The organism is Mycobacterium sp. RTGN4, assembly GCF_033804635.1.
Taxonomy (GTDB): domain Bacteria; phylum Actinomycetota; class Actinomycetes; order Mycobacteriales; family Mycobacteriaceae; genus Mycobacterium.
In genome coordinates this window covers 59,742-76,698 of sequence record NZ_JAPZLB010000008.1, presented here as the reverse complement: position 1 = coordinate 76,698, position 16,957 = coordinate 59,742, and the positions used below count along the sequence as shown (strand labels likewise).

The window sequence follows — 16,957 nt, the reverse complement described above, 5'->3', positions numbered from 1 at the left end:
GCCGTGAGGACTTGAGGCGTGAGTCGTCAAGACTTGAGGCGTGAGCCGTCGACGAGTGAGTGAGAACACCATTACCGCAGACCATTGAAACCCGACCAACTTGAGAATAGGATTCTCCCAAGAGGAAAAGGAGTATTTCAATGGGTCAGCTTTCACACCGAGTCGACATTCCCTTCCCGCTGTTCGATGCGGACAACCATCTCTACGAGCCGCCAGAGGCGCTGACCAAGTTTCTCCCCAAGGAGTACAAGGACATCGTCCAGTACGTGGAGATCAACGGCCGCACCAAGATCGCGCTGAAGGGCCAGATCAGCAACTACATCCCGAACCCCACCTTCTCGGTGGTCGCCAAGCCTGGCGCCTGGGAGGAGTACTTCAAGTTCGGCAACCCCGACGGCAAGAGCAAGCGCGAACTCTTCGGCGAGCCCATGAGGGCCATTCCGGCATTCTTCGAGCCCGGTCCGCGGCTGGAGAAGATGAACGAGCTCGGGCTCGACCGCTCGCTGATGTTCCCGACGCTGGCCAGCCTGATCGAAGAGCGGCTCAGCGACGACCCGCTCGCCATCCACGTCATCGTCCACTCGCTCAACCAGTGGCTCGACGAGGTCTGGGGCTTCAACTACCAGAACCGGATCTTCACCACCCCAGTCATCACGCTGCCCATCGTCGAGAAGGCCATCGAAGAGCTGGAGTGGTGCGTCAAGCGCGGTGCTCGCGCCATCCTGATCCGCCCCGCACCGGTGCCCGGATTCCGTGGCCCGCGGTCGTTCGCGCTGCCCGAGTTCGACCCGTTCTGGGAGCGGTGCGTGGAATACGACGTGTTCGTCGGGATGCACTCCAGTGACAGCGGCTACTCCCGCTACACGTCCGAGTGGGACGGTGCCGCCCAGGAGATGCTGCCGTTCCAGACCAACGCCATGTCCATCCTCAACGAGTGGCGCCCGATCCAGGATGCGGTGGCCTCCTGGGTGATCCACGGTGCGCTGTTCCGGTTCCCGAAGCTCAAGGTCGGGATCGTCGAGGCCGGGTCGAAGTGGATGTTCCCGCTGCTCGACTCGATGGCCGAGGTCTACAAGAAGGCGCCAGAGGCGTTCCCCGGCAACCCGATCGAAGAAATCAAGAACCGCATCTACGTCAGCCCGTTCTACGAGGAGGGCATCGACGATCTGATCAACCTGATTGGCGTCGAACAGGTGCTGTACGGATCGGACTGGCCGCACCCGGAGGGGCTGGCCGAGCCCACTCACTACGTGACCGCACTGGAACATCTCGCCCTCGAGGACCAGGCCAAGATCATGGGCGGAAACCTGGATCGTCTCGTCACGTTGTGACGGGTCGTAACGAACCCTGGTCGACCATCCCGGAGCTGGTCCAGCGCGCAGCGGACCGATTCGGCGACGCCGAAGCCGTCGTCGACGGTTCTTTGCGGCTGTCGTTCGCCGAGCTGGCGCACCGGATCCGTTGCGCGGCTGGGGCATTCGCGGAGCTTGGGGTCGCCAAGGGCGATCGGGTCGCAGTCTGGGCGCCGAACTCCGCCGAATGGATCATCGCCGCTTTCGGGATCATGACCGCGGGCGGCGTGCTGGTGCCGGTCAACACGCGGTTCAAGGCGGAGGAGGCCGCCGACGTGGTGTCGCGAAGCGGCGCCACGGCCGTCATGGTCCAGCAGGGGTTCCTCGGGGCCGATTTCAACGTGGCACTGGACATCCCGACGATCGAGTTGAAATCCGACTTCCTGGCCAGCGGTGCGCCTTTCGAGTGCGCCGTAGACGGAGCTGACATATCCGACGTCATCTTCACCTCGGGCACCACCGGGCGGCCCAAGGGCGCGATGATGAACCACCGTCAGACCCTGCGGATGTACGAGGAGTGGGCGACGCTCGCGGACCTCCGCGAGGGCGACCGCTACCTGATGATCAATCCGTATTTTCACACCTTCGGTTTGAAGGCCGGCCTCGTCGCGTCCTTCCTGCGCGGCGCCACCATGTTGCCGGTGGCGGTGTTCGACGTCGACCGGGTCGTGGAACTCATAGCCGCGGAACGCATCACGATACTTCCGGGCCCACCGACGCTGTATCACTCGCTGCTCACAGTCGCAGACAAGGACAAGCTGTCCACGTTGCGGGCCGGCGTGACCGGCGCCGCGGACATCCCGGTGGACTTGATCCACCGGATCCACGACGAGCTTCCCTTCCAGACGCTGATGACGGGCTACGGGCTGACCGAGGCGGGCAACGTCACCTTGTCCCGTCCAGGTGACTCCTTCGAAGACGTCGCGACGACGGCCGGGCTTCCGTGCGAAGACGTCGAGATCCGCCTTGCCGACGACGGCGAGGTGCTGGTGCGCGGATACGGCGTCATGCAGGGTTACCTCGATGACCCCGCCGCGACGGCCGAGGCGATCGACGCCGACGGCTGGCTGCACACCGGCGACCTCGGCGAGTTCACCGAGTCGGGCCGGCTGCGCATCGTCGGCCGGAAGAAGGACATGTTCATCGTCGGTGGGTTCAACGCCTATCCGGCCGAGGTCGAGGGCTTCCTGTCCGAACATCCCGCGGTGGCACAGGTCGCGGTCATCGGGGTGCCGGACGAACGGATGGGTCAGGTCGGCAAGGCCTTCGTGGTCTGTCGCCCCGACGCGGACGAACACCCGTCGGCCGACCAACTCATCGCCTGGAGTCGCGGGCGAATGGCGGGCTACAAGGTGCCGCGGTATGTAGAGTTCCTCGACGAACTGCCTACGAACGCCACGGGCAAGGTCGTGAAGGACCGGCTGCGCTGACGGACGTACAGCGCGGAAATAGCATTTCCGCAGGAAACAACGCTTTCTGACCAGGTCAGCCGATGCGGTATGGTCGGGGCGATACCGAAAATTGAAAATGCCATTCTCATTGTGCGCAATGCTTTAACGGATAGGACAGGAGGTCGCATGCCGCCGCGCAAGCGCCCCTCGTCAGTGCTCAACGGTGACACTGACGACCTGCCCAGGGAGGCCGATCGCGTGACCAGTGCCGACGACGCCCTCGCTGCGGCCGAAGAGGCTGACGCCGAGGCTGCCGAAGCCGAGGCACTCGCCGCCGCTGCGCGGGCCCGTGCCCGCGCCATCCGGCTGCGTCGCGAAGCCGCGGTAGCCGCTGCCCCGAAGGCTGCCGAAGAGGCGAAGGCGGAGGACGTCGAATCCACCGCCGTCGAGGTAGCCGCGACAAACGAACTCGACGAGCCGAGCGTTGAACCTGGCGAGCCCGTCAGCCTCGGGAAGTCGCCGGTGGTCGATGCACCCGAAGACGAGGACGCACCCGCTGAGCAGGACCCGACCGACGAGGCCGAGGGCTCCGAGGGCGACGTCGACGATCTCGAGGACGACCTCGACGAGACGCCCGGGCCGCCGTCACCTGCCCCATGGAAGGTGATCGCGAAGGCGCTGGTGGCGTCGATCGCGTTGGTGGGCTCGATAGCGCTACTCGGGCTGAGCGGCGCCATGTACTGGCACCACCGCAACGTCCAGGCGCAGCAAGCGCAATCCGCGGAGTTCGCCGCCGCCGCGCGTCAGGGTGTGGTGACGCTGATGTCGCTCGACTTCAACAAGGCCAAGGAAGACGTCCAACGCATCATCGACAACACCACCGGTGACTTCAAGAAGGACTTCCAGGGTCAGGCCGACCAATTCGTCAAGGTCGCCCAAGAGTCCAAGGTTGTCACCCAGGCCAACGTGAATGCGGTCGCGGTTCAGTCGATGGACAAGGACGACGCCACCGTGCTCGTCGCCGTCACCACCAATGTGTCCAACGTGGCCAGCAACAAGCAGGAACCGCGTTCGTGGCGCCTCAAGGTCGGCGTGACGCGCGACGGTGATCAGATCAAGCTTGCGAAAGTCGAGTTCGTGCCATGACCAAGGACGACGTGAGCCAACCCGAGCACACCGAACCCGAAGCGGTCGAGCCCACCGAAGCGGACGAAACCGCCGAGTTGGACGAAGCCACCGAGACCGACGAAGCCACCGAGACCGACGAAGTGACCGACGCCGACGAATACGAGCGGCTCTTTGCAGAACCCCCACCGCGCACGCTGCTCAGGCGGCTGTTGGTACCGGTCTTGTTGGCCGCCCTGGTACTCGCGTCAATAGGGGTGACGACGTGGTTCTACTTCGAGCAGTTCCGCCCGGACGGCCAGACCAACGACGCGGCGAAGGCCGCCGTCATGGCTGCGGCCGCCAGCGGAACGACGTCGCTGCTGTCGTATTCACCGCAGACGTTGGACAAGGACTTCGCCACCGCGAAGACCCATCTGACTGGCGACTTCTTGAACTACTACACACAGTTCACCCACGACATCGTGACGCCAGCCGCCAAGGAGAAGTCGGTGAAGACGTCGGCAGCGATCGTTCAATCGGCGGTGGCCGAAATGCACCCCGATGCTGCGGTCGTACTGGTGTACCTCAACCAGACGACGACGAGCCAGGAGAACCCCGACGGCTCATTCACCGCAAGTAGCGTGAAGGTGGGGATGAAGAAGGTCGGCAACGACTGGCTCATCTCCTCGTTCGACCCCGTCTAGCTACCTGACGCGCCGCCGGTCGGCGCCGAGGCTGCAGAATCGTTCTCATGCCACGAACCTCCAAGCCCGTCGACCTCGTACTGTCTGGCGGCGGCGTCAAGGGCGTCGGCCTGGTCGGTGCCGTCGTCGCGCTGCTGGATGCTGGTTACGTCCCGCAGCGGGTGTCTGGAACCTCGGCCGGTTCCATCGTCGGGGCGGTGGTCGCCGGCGCTGCGCAGGCCGGCCAGTTGACCGGCGCGCACGTCAAAGAGCTTGCGCTGCAACTGGACTACCACAGGTTCCTGGATCCAGGCGTGCTCGAGCGGGTGCCGGTGATCGGTCCGTCAGTCGCCCTTGCCCGCGGAAATGGAATCTACAAGGGCGACTACGCGCACAACTGGGTACGCGACCAACTCGCGGCGCTGGGCATCACCACGTTCGGCGACCTCGCCATCGACGACGACGACCTTCCGCCCGAACAGCGCTACCGCTTGGTGGTAACCGTCTCCGACGTCACCACCGGCCAGCTGGTGCGACTGCCGTGGGACTACCGCAGGGTCTACGGGCTCGATCCCGACGAGCAGTCGGTCGCGGACGCGGTACGTGCGTCGATGTCCATCCCCTTCTTCTTCCGTCCGGTGACCCTGAAGAGCGCCGCCGGACTGACCTCGACGCTGATGGATGGCGGGTTGTTGTCCAACTTCCCGATCGACTCGTTGGACCGTCACGACGGCAAGTCGCCGCGCTGGCCGAGCTTCGGAGTCACGGTGCTTCCGAATCTGCCGCAAGGCAACGACAAGGTCATCCCGGCGCTGGACGTGCTGCGGCTGCTGGGTGCCCCGCATGCGCTCGAGGAGGTCATCACCACCGTGCTGGTGGGCCGGGATCAGGCGTATCTGAATCAGCCGTGGGTCAGTGCCCGCGCCATCCGGGTGGACTCCACCAAGGTGGGGTTCCTGGACTTCGACATCTCCGACGCAGACGTCGAAGCGCTCTATGCCAAGGGCTATACCGCGGGCCAAGAGTTCCTGTCGACATGGAATTGGGCCGACTACAAGCGCCGGTACCGCTGATGGAACCCGGCGCGATCTTGCCGCTTCCCGCGACGGCGGATCCGGCGGCGATCTTCTCCGCAGTCGCGGGCGACGAGCCGCTCGTCCTGGCGGTGCGTACGCTGCTCGATCGGATAGCCGCGTCGCGCGTGGTCGTTGCGGTCGCCGAGCCGCTCGTCGCGCTGGTCCACGACGTACTGGCCACCCGCGGCTGGTCAGCGGTGGCGGTGGTTGCCGCGCCCGTGCCGGGCGACCGGTACCGCGCCCTTGCGTCGGGCTTGCAATACCTTGTGCAGGAGCGACTTTCGTCCGCTCCCGTGCTGGTGCACGACTACCGTCATCCGCTGGTTCCCGCTGAGGTGACCGATCGGGTAATCGCAGGGCTGGCGGCCGGCCACCCCATCGTCGTCCCCGTGATCCCCGTGACCGACAGCGTGAAGTCGGTCGACGAACGGGGCACGGTGGTCGAGACCATAGACCGCACAACGCTTCGCGCCGTCCAGTACCCGCGGGGATTCACCGCCTCGGCGCTTGCCGAGTTGCTCGCCGCAGGCCCGGTGGACGAGTTCGACACCGCGGTCGCGGCGGGCCTTCCGATCGCCATGGTGGACGGTCACGCCGATGCGGTTCGGTTCACTCTCCCCGCCGACGCGGAGCTGCTCGATGCGATCATCACGTCCCGTCGCTCGAACTGACCGAGCCCTGCAACAGTCGCGCCGCCACCAGCACGTCCTGGGGAAAGGTCACCTTCAGGTTGGTCGACGTGCCGGGGAAGGTGCGAACTTCCACGTCGGTGAAGCGTTCGAGGCACGACGCGGTGTCGGTGCCCTCGAACTCCTCGACATGGGCCAGCCGGTAGGCGTCGAGCAACGGCCGTGCCCGAAACGCCTGCGGAGTCTGCACCCGCACCAGCGGGCTGCCGCCGGACGCGATCCCGGCTGGAGTCGCACGCACCACGTCGTGGGCGGGCACCGCCGGAATGGCGCCACCGAACTCCCGCGCGGTCGCAACGGCCGTGCTCATCATGTCGGGTCCTGCGAGCGGCCTGGCCGCGTCGTGGATGAGCACGACGTCGACAGCCCCAGACTCGATGTCGGTCGCCAAGTGCCGCAGCACATTCCACTCGGAACCGTGCCTGCTGTCGCCACCCTCGACGAGTTCGACCGCGCCGCGAACTTCGGCTTCGATGGTGCGGGCGACCAACTCTCGCTCACCACGTCGGAAGACCAGCACGGTGCGGTCGATGCCCGGCGTCCGCGCCACCGCGTCGACCGACCACGACACCATGCTTCGGCCTGCCAGTTTCAGATACGCCTTGTTGCCGTCCGCGCCGACTCGGGTGCCCAGCCCGGCTGCGAGCACCACACCGACGGCGTTCATGGGGCTCACGCTATCGCGACGGGTATCAGTCGTCGGCGTGCCTGCGGTAGTCCCACTGCTCGAGGCGGGCTTGTAGGTCGTGAATGACGATCGCCATGACCACCGCGCCCGCAGCCAGTGAGACCGTCAACATCAGCGCGTTCACGAGAGTGCCGTCCGCCGTCGCTTGCTCATGCATCGATCGTCGAACCGATGGCCTTTGCGGATACAAGTAGTCCACTACTCGATTTGCTGTGTGCGCTGTCGTCGGCGGGCCAGATGGAACTCCGCGGCCTTGCGGATCGACGGTTCGATCGGCTGGGGCGTCCAGCCGAGTTCGCGTTCGGCCTTGCCGTGGTCCAGCGGCGGCATGATGTGCATCAGCCGCACGCTCGTCCTCGACAACACCGAGTCACGCTTGAGCAGTCCGGTGACCGCGTCGCCCACCGATCCCGCGATGGACATCAGCCAGATGGGCACCCCGAATCGCGGCGCGTCCACCCCGCCTGCCTCGGCGGCCACCCGGTACAACTCCTTGGCCGACATCGTCCGTTCGGAAATGATGTAGCGCTCACCGTCGCGGCCCTTGTCCGCCGCGAGCAGCAGTGCCGCAGCGGCATCCTCGACACCGACCACCTCACCGACCCAACCGGTGATGTAGATCGGCATCCTGCCGATCGACGCCAACAGGATCTGCTTGCCGTGTGGTGTCGGCTGCCAGTCGCCGGGGCCGTAGGTGTTCGACACGCACATCGCCACCGCGGGCAGTTCACGCTCCGAGGCGTACTGCATCACCAGGTGCTCCGCCTGGACCCGCGACTGGATGTAGCTCCCGCTGCGGTCGCCCCAGTTGAATGCGTCGTCCTCGGTGGCGGGCCGATCGTCGTCGGGGATGCCGATGGTGGCGATGCTGCTGGTGAACACGAACCGCCTGAGGTCCGCCTCGACGGCGGCGTCGAGCACGTGCCGCAACCCTTCGACGTTGGTGCGGAACAGCGGTGCGGGGTCGCGGAGCCAGGCGCGGGTGTCGACGGCGCAGTAGAAGACATCCTCGACGTCGACCATCGCGGCCTTCAGCGCGGCGTCGTCGAACACGTCGCCGTAATGCCGTTCGACGGCGAGGTCATCGATCGCCTTGGTGGAACTCGTGGTGCGCAGGAAAACTCGGACGTCGTCGCCGCGTTGTACCAGTTGCCGGGTGACGTGCGAGCCGAGGAATCCGCTCGCACCGATGACCAACTTCTTCGTGCCTGCCATGGCGTGAATGTAGCGGGTGGACCGTCGACCCGGTACGGTCACCGCCGTCGGGAGGAGCAGGTCACGTGAGTGAGTCGTTTAGTGCGTCAACCTCGTCGCCAGGAGGTGTGACCGCTCACCGCGTGCGGCGAATGGCTGGCCGCGATCCGCACGAACGGCACCGCGTCGCAACGCCGCTGGAACTGCTGTTCGACCTGACGTTCGTCATCGCATTCGGCGTGGCAGGCTCCGAATTCGCACACATGCTGGCAGCCGGCCACGTTAGTGCAGCGTTGACCGCCTTCCTGTTGGCGACGTTCGCCATCGTCCTTGCATGGATCAACTTCACCTGGTTCGCATCCGCATACGACACCGACGACTGGGTCTACCGCCTGATGACCATGGTGCAGATGGTCGGGGTGCTGATCCTCGCGCTCGGCATCGCACCGTTCTTCGCATCGATCGAGCACGGTCACCACGTCGACAACACGATCTTGGTTGCCGGCTACGTGGTCATGCGAATTGCATTGGTGGGGCAGTGGTTACGGGCCGCCCGCCAAGATCCGGCCCACCGCGCGGCGTGTCTGACCTACGCGGCCGTCATCCCAGTGGTGCAGCTCGGCTGGATCGGAACGATCTTCTTGCCGACGTCGGTTCCGGTGACGGTGGTGTGCTGGGTGGTGCTGGGCGTCATCGAGCTGTCGATCCCGCAGATTGCGGAGTCCCGCAACGAGACCACGACTCCGTGGCACGCCCACCACATCGCCGAGCGCTACGGCCTGCTCACGATCATCGCGCTCGGCGAGGGTGTGGTCGGCACCGTCGCGTCCTTGACCGCCGTCGTCAAGGAGCACGGGTGGACCAGCGACGCGATCTTCTTGATCGTCGCCGGCACGGGCCTCACATTCGGCCTGTGGTGGATCTACTTCGCGGTGCCCGCGGCCGAGCTGCTGCATACACACCGCGAACGCTCGTTCTGGTTTGGCTATCTCCACATCCCGCTGTTCGCCGCGATCGTGGCGACCGGCGCAGGGCTGCACACCGCGGCGTACTACATCGAGGAGCAGTCTGTCATCGGCTCGATCGGTTCGGTGTTCGCGGTGGTGATCCCCGTCGCCGTGTACATCTTCCTGGTCTACTCGCTGTATGCGCTGATGGTCCGCACGTGGGATCGGTTCCACGTGCTCCTTGTGGTGCTCACGGGCGTGGTGCTGGTGGCCGCAGTGGTGGCCGCCGCCGCGGGCGTGCCGATGGCCGTGTGTCTGCTGATCGCCACCCTGGCGCCGGCCGTCAGCGTCGTCGGCTTCGAGTGGGTGGGGCACCGGCACGCGGCCGCGGCCGTTGCGGCCAGCCTGGCTGACGGCGACTAGCCCGCCTCGAACGTCTCCAGAAGAGCGCGTTCTTGGTCGGCCTTCATGAGCGCCCGCGCCTTCCTGCGCGTGATCAGAATGCCGACGACGGCGAGCACCCATATCGCGTACTGCACCGTCCACGCCACGCGGAACGATGCGAACGAATATCCGCCCATCGCACCGAGAATCACACCCATCGCCTGCATCACCAGCAGTGAGGCGATGAACCCGCCCATGTTGACCATGCCTTGCGCGGTGCCAAGTGTGGCGCTGGGATTGAACGTGCGCGCGAAGTCGAATCCGACCATCGAGCCAGGGCCGCCGACCGATATCACCACGATCAGTACCACCAGCAGCCACAGCGGCGCGCGGTCCGGCAGCGCCAACACGACTGTCCACGCCACCGCATTGCTGAAGATGATCGCCAACACGATCCGCGACCGCCGGAGCGGATACCTGGCGGTGAAGATACCGATTGCGATACCCGACGCGATCGCGGCGACCACCGATGCGGTCAGTAGCGCACCGGTGACACTCGTCGAAAGGCCTTGCGCCACGGTCAGGTACGGCACGCCCCACATCAGGGCGAATACGGTCACGGAGAACTGCGTGCCCATGTGGGTGAAGAAGCCGAGCCGCGTGCCTGGTCGCAACCACACCGTCTTCACGCTTGCCAGTGTGCCGCGGACCGACATCGTCTCCGTTGCGGTGACCCGTCCGTGCGGGGTGTCCTTCACGATCGACAACGCCAGCACCATCGCCAGCGCCCCGAAGGCCGCGACCGAGACGTAGGCGGTTCCCCACGTCGTACCGGTCAGCAATGCCAGGAACGGCACGGCCGACAGAACCTGACCCAGCTGGCCGCAGATGCCGGTGAGTTGGGTCAGCAGCGGCACCCGCCGCGGGGCGAACCAGTGCGGCACCAGCCGCAACACCGAGATGAAGGTGAGCGCGTCGCCGAGTCCGACCACCGCCCTGGCCCCGATCGCCAGCGGCAGCGACGTCGTCAGTGCCAGGCCCAGCTGACCCGCCGCCATCAGTCCGGCGCCGGCCACGATCAGGACCCGCGATCCGTATCGGTCGAGCAGCAGGCCTGCGGGTACCTGCGCGGCGGCGTAGACGACGACCTGTAGGACCACGAAGGTCGACAGGACGCTCGGGCTCGCGCCGAAACGGTCGGCGGCGTTCAGGCCGGATACGCCCAACGTGGTGCGATCCAGCACGGCGACGATGTAGGCCAGAAGTCCCGTCGTCCAGACGATCCACGCGCGCACGTGGCTCATGGTTGTGTACGCGCCGGTCCGCGCGCCACTCGATTCCACGAGCTGCGATCTTCGCAAACATCCAACCGGCGCTAGAGTAGTTTCATGTGTTGTTGCGGTGGTCGTGAGCAAACTGCTCTGACCGGCACTTAGGGGAGTTCTCGGGGTGGCTGAATATCGACTGGAGGAGCTGGCCAATGCGTCGGGCGTCAGTTCTCGCAACATTCGCGCCTACCGGGAGCGCGGCTTGCTTGATCCGGCCCGTCGCGAGGGTCGGTCCTCCATCTACGACGAACACCACCTCGGTCAGCTGAAGACGATCAGTGACCTGCTGCGCAGGGGGTTCAGTTCGGCACACATCGCTGAGTTCTTCAGCAGCGTTCGGCGCGGTGACGAGCTCGCCGACCTACTCGGGCTGCGGGAGGCCAGCTTCCGGCCGCGCCCAACGCCCCCGGTAGCCGTCGATCCGGCCAGTCCGGAGGCGGGCCGGGCATGCGAGCTCGGCCTCGCCGGGCTCGTCGACGGGCGGCTGTCGTTCGTGAACCCAAGGCTTGCCGCCATCGTTGCCGGCGCCGACGATCCGCTGGACTACGTCAGGACAGTGCTCAGGGTGCATGACGCCACTGCGGGTGGGGTCGAGGCGGTGGCAGTCGCCAGGTCCGGCGCGCTCGAGCAATCGCTGGCGGCCCACTACGGCGAGAACTTCGTGCCGCGTTCCGATCAGATGGTGGAGTTGCTCCGCCGTGTCGCGGATTACCGCACCCTCGCCGACCACGTCATTGCCGATCTGCTTGATGCGGTGTCGAGCTACACCGCGGCTCGGCTCACCAACGGGGACTGGGCACCAGAGCCGTCGTAACGCTCACACCCGGGTGGTGGCGGGGTCACCGCCGAAGCGCTGGGCCAGCCAGACCGGAATGATGGCCACCACCGTCAACACCGCCGCAACCACGTTGATCACCGGAGCCTGGTTGGGCCGAGACAGATTCCCGAATATCCAGATCGGCAGGGTCTGCACGGTGGGGCCTGCGGTGAAGGTGGTTACCACGATCTCGTCGAAGCTCAGCGCGAACGCCAGGATGGCACTGGCGACCAGTGCGCCACGCATCATCGGGAACGTGACGTAGCGGAAGGTCTGCCAGGGCGAGGCCCCCAGGTCGGCCGAGGCGTCGTCCAGATGGGTGCCGAGCCGGCGCAGCCTGGCCTGAGTGTTGTTGAAGACGATGACGATACAGAACGTCGCATGGCCCACGATCACCGTCGCCAACCCCAGCGTGACTCCCAGCACCGAGGTGAACGTGGCGTTCAGCGCGATGCCGGTGATGATGCCGGGCAACGTGATTGGAAGTACGACGAGGAAGCTCACGGTGTTGCGTCCGAAGAAGTCGTAGCGCTGAACGGCGAACGCCGCCATGGTGCCGAGCACCAGTGCGATCGCCGTCGCGCAAAGCCCCACCACCACCGAGTTGCCCAGCGATGTCCACATCCCGGTGCTGTTCCAGGTGTCCGCCCACCAGCGCAGCGTGAAACCGGTCGGCGGGAACGAGAACGTCCGCGACTTGTTGAAGGCGTTGACCACCACCAGAAGCATTGGCGCATAGAGGAACACCAGAACCAATACGGTCCACACCTTGACCGCGCGACGCGCCCCGGACGACAGCATCAGACGTTCTCCAGCGCGCCGGTGCGACGCATCGCGAGCAGGTAGAGCACGACCGCGGTCAGCGGAATCAACGACAATGCGCCCGCCAGCGGTTGGTTGGTCGACAGCTTGTCGTAGATGACGTTGCCGATCAGCTGCGACGAACCTCCGACGATCTTCACGGCGATGTAGTCGCCAAGGGATAGCGAGAAGGTGAAGATCGAGCCAGCCGCGATGCCGGGGAATACCAACGGCGCCACCACCATTCGCAACGTCGACGCGTCCGACGCCCCGAGATCCGAACTGGCGTCTATCAGGCTGTCCGGGACGCGCTCGAACGCCGCGAACACGGGGATGATCATGTACGGCAGCCACAGGTAGGTCAGCGTGATCACCGTCGCGGTCAACCCGTAGCCGGGGGTGTATCCGGTTGCCCACGCCAGCGGGCCCTCGCCGGAGAGCATGATCCGCCACGAATACGCCTTGACCAGGTAGCTCGCCCACAAGGGCGTCGTCACCGCGACGACCAGTGCCAAGCGCATCCGTGGTGACGCCACCTTGGCCATGTACAACGCGAGCGGGACGGCCAGTGCCATGCAACAGGCCGTCACCAAGAGGGCTACGCCGATGGTGCGCAGCGCCACCGCGCGAAACGTCGGGTCACTGAGCACGCGCACGATGTTGTCGGTGGTGAACGTGTGCACCACCGCATCGGTGAACGTGTCGGTGGTCCAAAACGCCGAAATGAGCAGTACGGCAAGCGAGCCCAGGTACGCGATGATCAGCCAGGCCAGTGGCGGCACCAAGAGGAATGCCAGTGTCGCCCTGCGCCCAACCGTTGAAGAGTTCGGCGCAGCCGCCATCACCCCTTGATCTGCTGCCACTTGTCGACCCACTCGTCGTAGGTCGTGCAGTTGTCACCGCTACCGTCGACGCACTTCTTCTGCGGCGTGGTCCAGTAGTGCAGCTGCGACGCGAACTTCTCGTCGGTCGCGTGGAAGATGTCGCAGAAGTCCTTCTGACTGGTGTGCTCGCACGCCTTGGTCTGCGCGGGCGCCTCGCCGAAGTACTCGGCGACCTGAGCGTTCACATCTGGCGAGGTGATCCAGTCCATCCACTTGTACATGCAGTTCGGATGGGCGGCCTTGGCCCCGACCATCCAGGTGTCCGACCACCCGGTGGCACCCTCCTTGGGCAGCACCGTGTTGACGTGCACCTTGTTCTCGGTCCCGATGGTGTTGGCGATCACCTGCCACGTCGTGCCGATCACCGACGTGCCGGATTCGAACGCCTGGACTTCCTTGGTGTAGTCCGACCAGTACTCGCTGACGTTCTCCTTCTGCGCCTTGAGTAGCTCAGTCGCCGCGTCGAGTTGCTCCGGCGTCAGCGAGTACGGGTCCTTGATGCCCAACTCCGGCTTGGTCTTCGAGAGGAAGAGTGCGGCGTCGGCGATGTAGGTCGGGGAGTCGTAGGCCGTCACCTTGCCTTTGTACTTACCCGCATCGGTGAACACCGCACTCCACGAGTCCGGCGCGTCCGTGACCACCGCGGTGTTGTACATCAGCAGGTTCGCGCCCCAGCCGTGCGGGATCCCGTACATCTGCCCGTTCACCGAGTTCCACGACTTGTCCTTGAGGAACGGCGAGATGGTCGCGTAGTTGGGCACCAGGGAGGTGTTGACGGGCGCGACGTCGCCGCCGTAGATCAACCGCAGCGAGGCATCGCCAGAGGCCGAAACGCCGTCGTACTGTCCGGTTCTCATCAGCTTGAGCATCTCGTCGGAGGTATTGCCGATCGTGACGTTGACCTTGCAGCCCGTTGCCTTCTCGAAGGGTGTTACCCAGTCGACCGTCTTGTCGTTTGATCCGTTCTCGACGTAGCCCGCCCACGCGATCAGGTTGAGTGCGCCTTCGCCTTGGCCAATTGCGCTCAGCGGCTCCATCTTCGGTGGCGTCTGGCCGCCACCTCCGGACTGCGAACTGGAGCACGCGACCACCAGCGCTGCGCAAGCGCCGAGGGTGAATCCGATTCGTAACGCTGTGAACTTCATTGGGGGAGCTCCATTCTCGCGAGGTGTTGGCGGTCTTTAGTCGGAGAGGTCGTGGACGGCGGAGTCGGGCCACGCGAGCGTGACGGCGCTGCCGTGGGCCAAGTCGACGGGCAGGGTGGCAGTCGCGTTGAGCACTGTGGCCACCAGCGTGACGTTCGGAGCGGCGACGGCGGCGACGCGCGTGGTGGGACCGCCGTAGATCACCTCGCTCACGGTCGCGTCGACGGTGTGCGAGCCGGGTTCGGCGCGGCCGCCCGCGGTAAGCACGGAGATCCGTTCCGGGCGCACCGCAAAGGATCCCGGCCTACCGACTAACGCGGTGGCGGCTTCACCGTCGAATACGTTCGACGTGCCCACGAAGTCGGCGACGAAGCGATTCGCCGGGTTCTCGTAGACGTCACGGGCTCGGCCGATCTGCTCGATGCGGCCCGCGTTGAACACCGCAAGCCGGTCGCACAGCGTCAGTGCTTCGTCCTGGTCGTGGGTGACGATGACGAACGTGATGCCCACTTCGCGCTGAATTGCCTTGAGCTCCAACTGCATCTGCTCGCGCAGTTTGAGGTCGAGGGCGCCGAGGGGCTCGTCGAGCAGCAGCACGCGCGGCCGCCCGACGAGCGCGCGGGCCAGCGCGACGCGTTGACGCTGGCCGCCGGAAAGCTGTGCCGGCCGCCTCGGCGCGTGCTCGGAGAGCCGGACCATGTCGAGCGCGTCCGACGCCCGGCGGCGGCGTTCGGCCTTCGGGACTCCGCGGACCCGCATGCCGTATTCGACGTTCTGCGCCACCGTCATGTGGGGAAAGAGCGCGTACTCCTGGAAGACGGTGTTGACGTCCCGCCTGCGCGCGGGCAGTCCGGTGACGTCGACGCCGCCAAGCCGGATCACTCCGGCCGTTGGCTGTTCGAATCCCGCGATCATGCGCAGCACCGTGGTCTTGCCCGACCCAGACGGGCCGAGGATGGCGAAGAGCTCGCCGTCGTCGACGGTCAGGTCGACGTCGTTCACCGCGACGACATCACCGCCGCGGTCGCCGAACACCTTGCGCACGCCCGCGAGTTCGATCTGCGGGCCGGTGGAGGGTTCGACCGTGCCCTGGGCGCTCGGCGAGGTGCTCGTTCCGGAGGGCATGGCTGCTGATCCTATGAATTCCTCGGTCATGTCGCAGCGTCATTGCGGATTCCTCGATGTCGGCGCTCCGCCTCGACGGGATTCGCAACCGCCACTGCACGCCGAGACTGCAGTGAGATCGCCGTCGCCGGGTCCATTTTGCGATCTCACCGCAGTCTCGCGGTGGTGAAATTGAGAATCTTGATGCAGATGTGACCAGTGGCGTTGATGAGAATATTGATGCTGCTGTCATATCCTGTGGTTATGTCGATTTCTCGGCGCGACGTGCTGAAGTACGCCGCAGCGGCGCCGGCCATCGCGGGTCTTGGCGGAGCGCTGACCGCGGCGCTCAGCCCGCCGGCGGCGTCCGCCGCTCCGTTGGGCCTGCTGCTCGACTATGCGGCCGGTGTGATCCCGGCCGCACAACTCCGTGCGGCAGGGGCCAGCGGCGCCATCAGGTACGTTTCCGACCGTCGTCCCGGCGGGGCGTGGATGCTCGGCAAGCCGATCCAGCTACCTGAGGCTCGTGACCTCTACCAGAACGGTCTGAAGATCGTGTCCTGCTACCAGTACGGCAAGGAAGACAACGCGGATTGGTTGGGTGGGCAGGCCGCCGGGGTGCAGCACGCCAAGCGGGGCTGGCAACTACACGTGGCCGCGGGTGGGTCGTACGGCGCCCCCATATACGCCTCGATCGACGACGACCCGTCGCTCGAGCAGTACAAACAGCAGGTCAGCCCTTATCTACGGGGCTGGGAATCGGTACTTGGCCACCAACGAGTTGGCGTCTATGCCAACGCCCAGACCATCGATTGGGCGGTGCAGGAGGGGCTGGGTTCCTACTTCTGGCAACACAACTGGGGATCACCCAAGGGGTACACCCATCCGGCGGCGGCCCTGCATCAGGTGGAGATCGACAAGCAGAGCGTCGGCGGTGTGGGAGTGGACATCAACCACATCCTCAAGCCGCAGTTCGGCCAGTGGGACTAAACATTACCGATCAGTAAGGTTGGCCAGCAAACACTTTGCTGAGCTGCGCGTGCGTGACTAGACACTTCGGCGTGAGTTGTCGCCTCTTCAGAGTTCGTGTCCGGCCGTCGGATCGGCCGCAAAATCAACATAACGATTCGATAACAATACTGCCTTGATCTGCAAAGTTATAGCTACTCAAGCGTAACCACCCGCACGCAGGACGTTTGTCCCGTTAGACATGAGGCCGCTCGGAAGCCGACGTTATCCAAGTTGTGGTTACCCGAGCGTAGAACTCGCCAGTAACCATTTGAGGGCCGAAAATGGGGCTTGCTCTTATGACACCCTTATGGCGGCCGGAGATGTCCGCGGGACTCTGCGAAAGCAGAGTCTGGCCG

17 protein-coding genes are annotated in these 16,957 nt (G+C 65.4%); 9 read left to right on the top strand and 8 right to left on the bottom strand.

Annotated features, from left to right (window positions below):
• The first annotated feature begins 140 nt into the window (after positions 1-140).
• From SLQ30_RS18470 to SLQ30_RS18445, 6 genes are all read left to right on the top strand, one after another.
• The gene (locus tag SLQ30_RS18470; protein ID WP_319447926.1) at positions 141-1,331 is read left to right on the top strand and encodes an amidohydrolase family protein; all 1,191 of its coding nucleotides are present in this window, start codon (positions 141-143) and stop codon (positions 1,329-1,331) included.
• Positions 1,328-2,782 (top strand): FadD3 family acyl-CoA ligase, encoded by a 1,455-nt coding sequence (locus tag SLQ30_RS18465; RefSeq protein WP_319447927.1) that lies wholly within the window; start codon positions 1,328-1,330, stop codon positions 2,780-2,782. The genes SLQ30_RS18470 and SLQ30_RS18465 overlap by 4 nt, the downstream gene beginning before the upstream one ends.
• A gap of 147 nt (positions 2,783-2,929) precedes the next feature.
• Positions 2,930-3,889 (top strand): hypothetical protein, encoded by a 960-nt coding sequence (locus SLQ30_RS18460; protein ID WP_319447928.1) that lies wholly within the window; start codon positions 2,930-2,932, stop codon positions 3,887-3,889.
• On the top strand, positions 3,886-4,554 hold the full coding sequence (locus tag SLQ30_RS18455) for a hypothetical protein (protein WP_319447929.1): 669 nt from the start codon (positions 3,886-3,888) through the stop codon (positions 4,552-4,554). The genes SLQ30_RS18460 and SLQ30_RS18455 overlap by 4 nt, the downstream gene beginning before the upstream one ends.
• A gap of 47 nt (positions 4,555-4,601) precedes the next feature.
• Positions 4,602-5,606 carry a patatin-like phospholipase family protein gene (locus SLQ30_RS18450; RefSeq protein WP_319447930.1) on the top strand — a complete coding sequence of 335 codons (1,005 nt, stop codon included), beginning with the start codon at positions 4,602-4,604 and terminating at the stop codon, positions 5,604-5,606.
• Positions 5,570-6,280, top strand: a complete 711-nt coding sequence (locus tag SLQ30_RS18445; RefSeq protein WP_319447931.1) for an IspD/TarI family cytidylyltransferase — start codon at positions 5,570-5,572, stop codon at positions 6,278-6,280. The genes SLQ30_RS18450 and SLQ30_RS18445 overlap by 37 nt, the downstream gene beginning before the upstream one ends.
• Here the strand turns inward: SLQ30_RS18445 and SLQ30_RS18440 are convergent.
• The 3 genes from SLQ30_RS18440 to SLQ30_RS18430 are packed head-to-tail and all read right to left on the bottom strand — an operon-like array spanning position 6,258 to position 8,201.
• Positions 6,258-6,965, bottom strand: coding sequence for an IspD/TarI family cytidylyltransferase (locus SLQ30_RS18440; protein ID WP_319447932.1), 708 nt, complete (start codon positions 6,963-6,965; stop codon positions 6,258-6,260). The two genes, SLQ30_RS18445 and SLQ30_RS18440, sit on opposite strands and share 23 nt — an antisense overlap.
• 25 nt (positions 6,966-6,990) lie before the next feature.
• Positions 6,991-7,143, bottom strand: a complete 153-nt coding sequence (locus SLQ30_RS18435) for a hypothetical protein (protein WP_319447933.1) — start codon at positions 7,141-7,143, stop codon at positions 6,991-6,993.
• Positions 7,144-7,184: 41 nt separating this feature from the next.
• Positions 7,185-8,201 carry an NAD-dependent epimerase/dehydratase family protein gene (locus tag SLQ30_RS18430; protein ID WP_319447934.1) on the bottom strand — a complete coding sequence of 339 codons (1,017 nt, stop codon included), beginning with the start codon at positions 8,199-8,201 and terminating at the stop codon, positions 7,185-7,187.
• A 131-nt stretch (positions 8,202-8,332) separates the two neighbouring features.
• Between SLQ30_RS18430 and SLQ30_RS18425 the strand changes: the two genes are divergently transcribed.
• Positions 8,333-9,550: a low temperature requirement protein A gene (locus SLQ30_RS18425; RefSeq protein ID WP_319448008.1), complete on the top strand. Its 1,218-nt coding sequence runs from the start codon at positions 8,333-8,335 to the stop codon at positions 9,548-9,550.
• Here the strand turns inward: SLQ30_RS18425 and SLQ30_RS18420 are convergent.
• The gene (locus tag SLQ30_RS18420) at positions 9,547-10,806 is read right to left on the bottom strand and encodes an MFS transporter (protein ID WP_319447935.1); all 1,260 of its coding nucleotides are present in this window, start codon (positions 10,804-10,806) and stop codon (positions 9,547-9,549) included. The genes SLQ30_RS18425 and SLQ30_RS18420 overlap by 4 nt on opposite strands.
• 154 nt (positions 10,807-10,960) lie before the next feature.
• Between SLQ30_RS18420 and SLQ30_RS18415 the strand changes: the two genes are divergently transcribed.
• Positions 10,961-11,653 (top strand): MerR family transcriptional regulator, encoded by a 693-nt coding sequence (locus SLQ30_RS18415; protein ID WP_319447936.1) that lies wholly within the window; start codon positions 10,961-10,963, stop codon positions 11,651-11,653.
• A gap of 3 nt (positions 11,654-11,656) precedes the next feature.
• On the opposite strand, the gene SLQ30_RS18410 is transcribed toward SLQ30_RS18415, so the two are convergent.
• Genes SLQ30_RS18410 through SLQ30_RS18395 form a run of 4 tightly spaced genes read right to left on the bottom strand, consistent with a single transcriptional unit; the run spans position 11,657 to position 15,611 of the window.
• On the bottom strand, positions 11,657-12,457 hold the full coding sequence (locus SLQ30_RS18410) for an ABC transporter permease (protein ID WP_319447937.1): 801 nt from the start codon (positions 12,455-12,457) through the stop codon (positions 11,657-11,659).
• Entirely contained in the window at positions 12,457-13,299 is an 843-nt protein-coding gene (locus SLQ30_RS18405; protein WP_413468092.1) for an ABC transporter permease, read from the bottom strand. The genes SLQ30_RS18410 and SLQ30_RS18405 overlap by 1 nt, the downstream gene beginning before the upstream one ends.
• Positions 13,299-14,486, bottom strand: a complete 1,188-nt coding sequence (locus SLQ30_RS18400) for an ABC transporter substrate-binding protein (RefSeq protein WP_319447939.1) — start codon at positions 14,484-14,486, stop codon at positions 13,299-13,301. Before SLQ30_RS18400 ends, SLQ30_RS18405 begins: the two co-directional genes overlap by 1 nt.
• A 36-nt stretch (positions 14,487-14,522) precedes the next feature.
• Complete coding sequence (locus SLQ30_RS18395; protein ID WP_319447940.1) at positions 14,523-15,611, bottom strand: ABC transporter ATP-binding protein; 1,089 nt, start codon at positions 15,609-15,611, stop codon at positions 14,523-14,525.
• Positions 15,612-15,854: 243 nt separating this feature from the next.
• Between SLQ30_RS18395 and SLQ30_RS18390 the strand changes: the two genes are divergently transcribed.
• A complete protein-coding gene (locus tag SLQ30_RS18390; protein ID WP_319447941.1) occupies positions 15,855-16,580 on the top strand; it encodes a DUF1906 domain-containing protein in 726 nt (241 codons plus the stop codon).
• Positions 16,581-16,957 lie beyond the last annotated feature (377 nt).

Excerpts from the sequence above, each read along its gene's own strand:
- SLQ30_RS18405 (WP_413468092.1), bottom strand. The coding sequence starts at position 13,299 with ATGGCGGCTGCGCCGAACTCTTCAACGGTTGGGCGCAGGGCGACACTG.
- SLQ30_RS18460 (WP_319447928.1), top strand. The coding sequence starts at position 2,930 with ATGCCGCCGCGCAAGCGCCCCTCGTCAGTGCTCAACGGTGACACTGAC.
- SLQ30_RS18445 (WP_319447931.1), top strand. The coding sequence starts at position 5,570 with ATGGAATTGGGCCGACTACAAGCGCCGGTACCGCTGATGGAACCCGGC.
- SLQ30_RS18410 (WP_319447937.1), bottom strand. The coding sequence starts at position 12,457 with ATGCTGTCGTCCGGGGCGCGTCGCGCGGTCAAGGTGTGGACCGTATTG.
- SLQ30_RS18425 (WP_319448008.1), top strand. The coding sequence starts at position 8,333 with ATGGCTGGCCGCGATCCGCACGAACGGCACCGCGTCGCAACGCCGCTG.
- SLQ30_RS18430 (WP_319447934.1), bottom strand. The coding sequence starts at position 8,201 with ATGGCAGGCACGAAGAAGTTGGTCATCGGTGCGAGCGGATTCCTCGGC.
- SLQ30_RS18400 (WP_319447939.1), bottom strand. The coding sequence starts at position 14,486 with ATGAAGTTCACAGCGTTACGAATCGGATTCACCCTCGGCGCTTGCGCA.
- SLQ30_RS18435 (WP_319447933.1), bottom strand. The coding sequence starts at position 7,143 with ATGCATGAGCAAGCGACGGCGGACGGCACTCTCGTGAACGCGCTGATG.
- SLQ30_RS18455 (WP_319447929.1), top strand. The coding sequence starts at position 3,886 with ATGACCAAGGACGACGTGAGCCAACCCGAGCACACCGAACCCGAAGCG.
- SLQ30_RS18390 (WP_319447941.1), top strand. The coding sequence starts at position 15,855 with ATGTCGATTTCTCGGCGCGACGTGCTGAAGTACGCCGCAGCGGCGCCG.
- SLQ30_RS18440 (WP_319447932.1), bottom strand. The coding sequence starts at position 6,965 with ATGAACGCCGTCGGTGTGGTGCTCGCAGCCGGGCTGGGCACCCGAGTC.
- SLQ30_RS18450 (WP_319447930.1), top strand. The coding sequence starts at position 4,602 with ATGCCACGAACCTCCAAGCCCGTCGACCTCGTACTGTCTGGCGGCGGC.
- SLQ30_RS18470 (WP_319447926.1), top strand. The coding sequence starts at position 141 with ATGGGTCAGCTTTCACACCGAGTCGACATTCCCTTCCCGCTGTTCGAT.
- SLQ30_RS18395 (WP_319447940.1), bottom strand. The coding sequence starts at position 15,611 with ATGCCCTCCGGAACGAGCACCTCGCCGAGCGCCCAGGGCACGGTCGAA.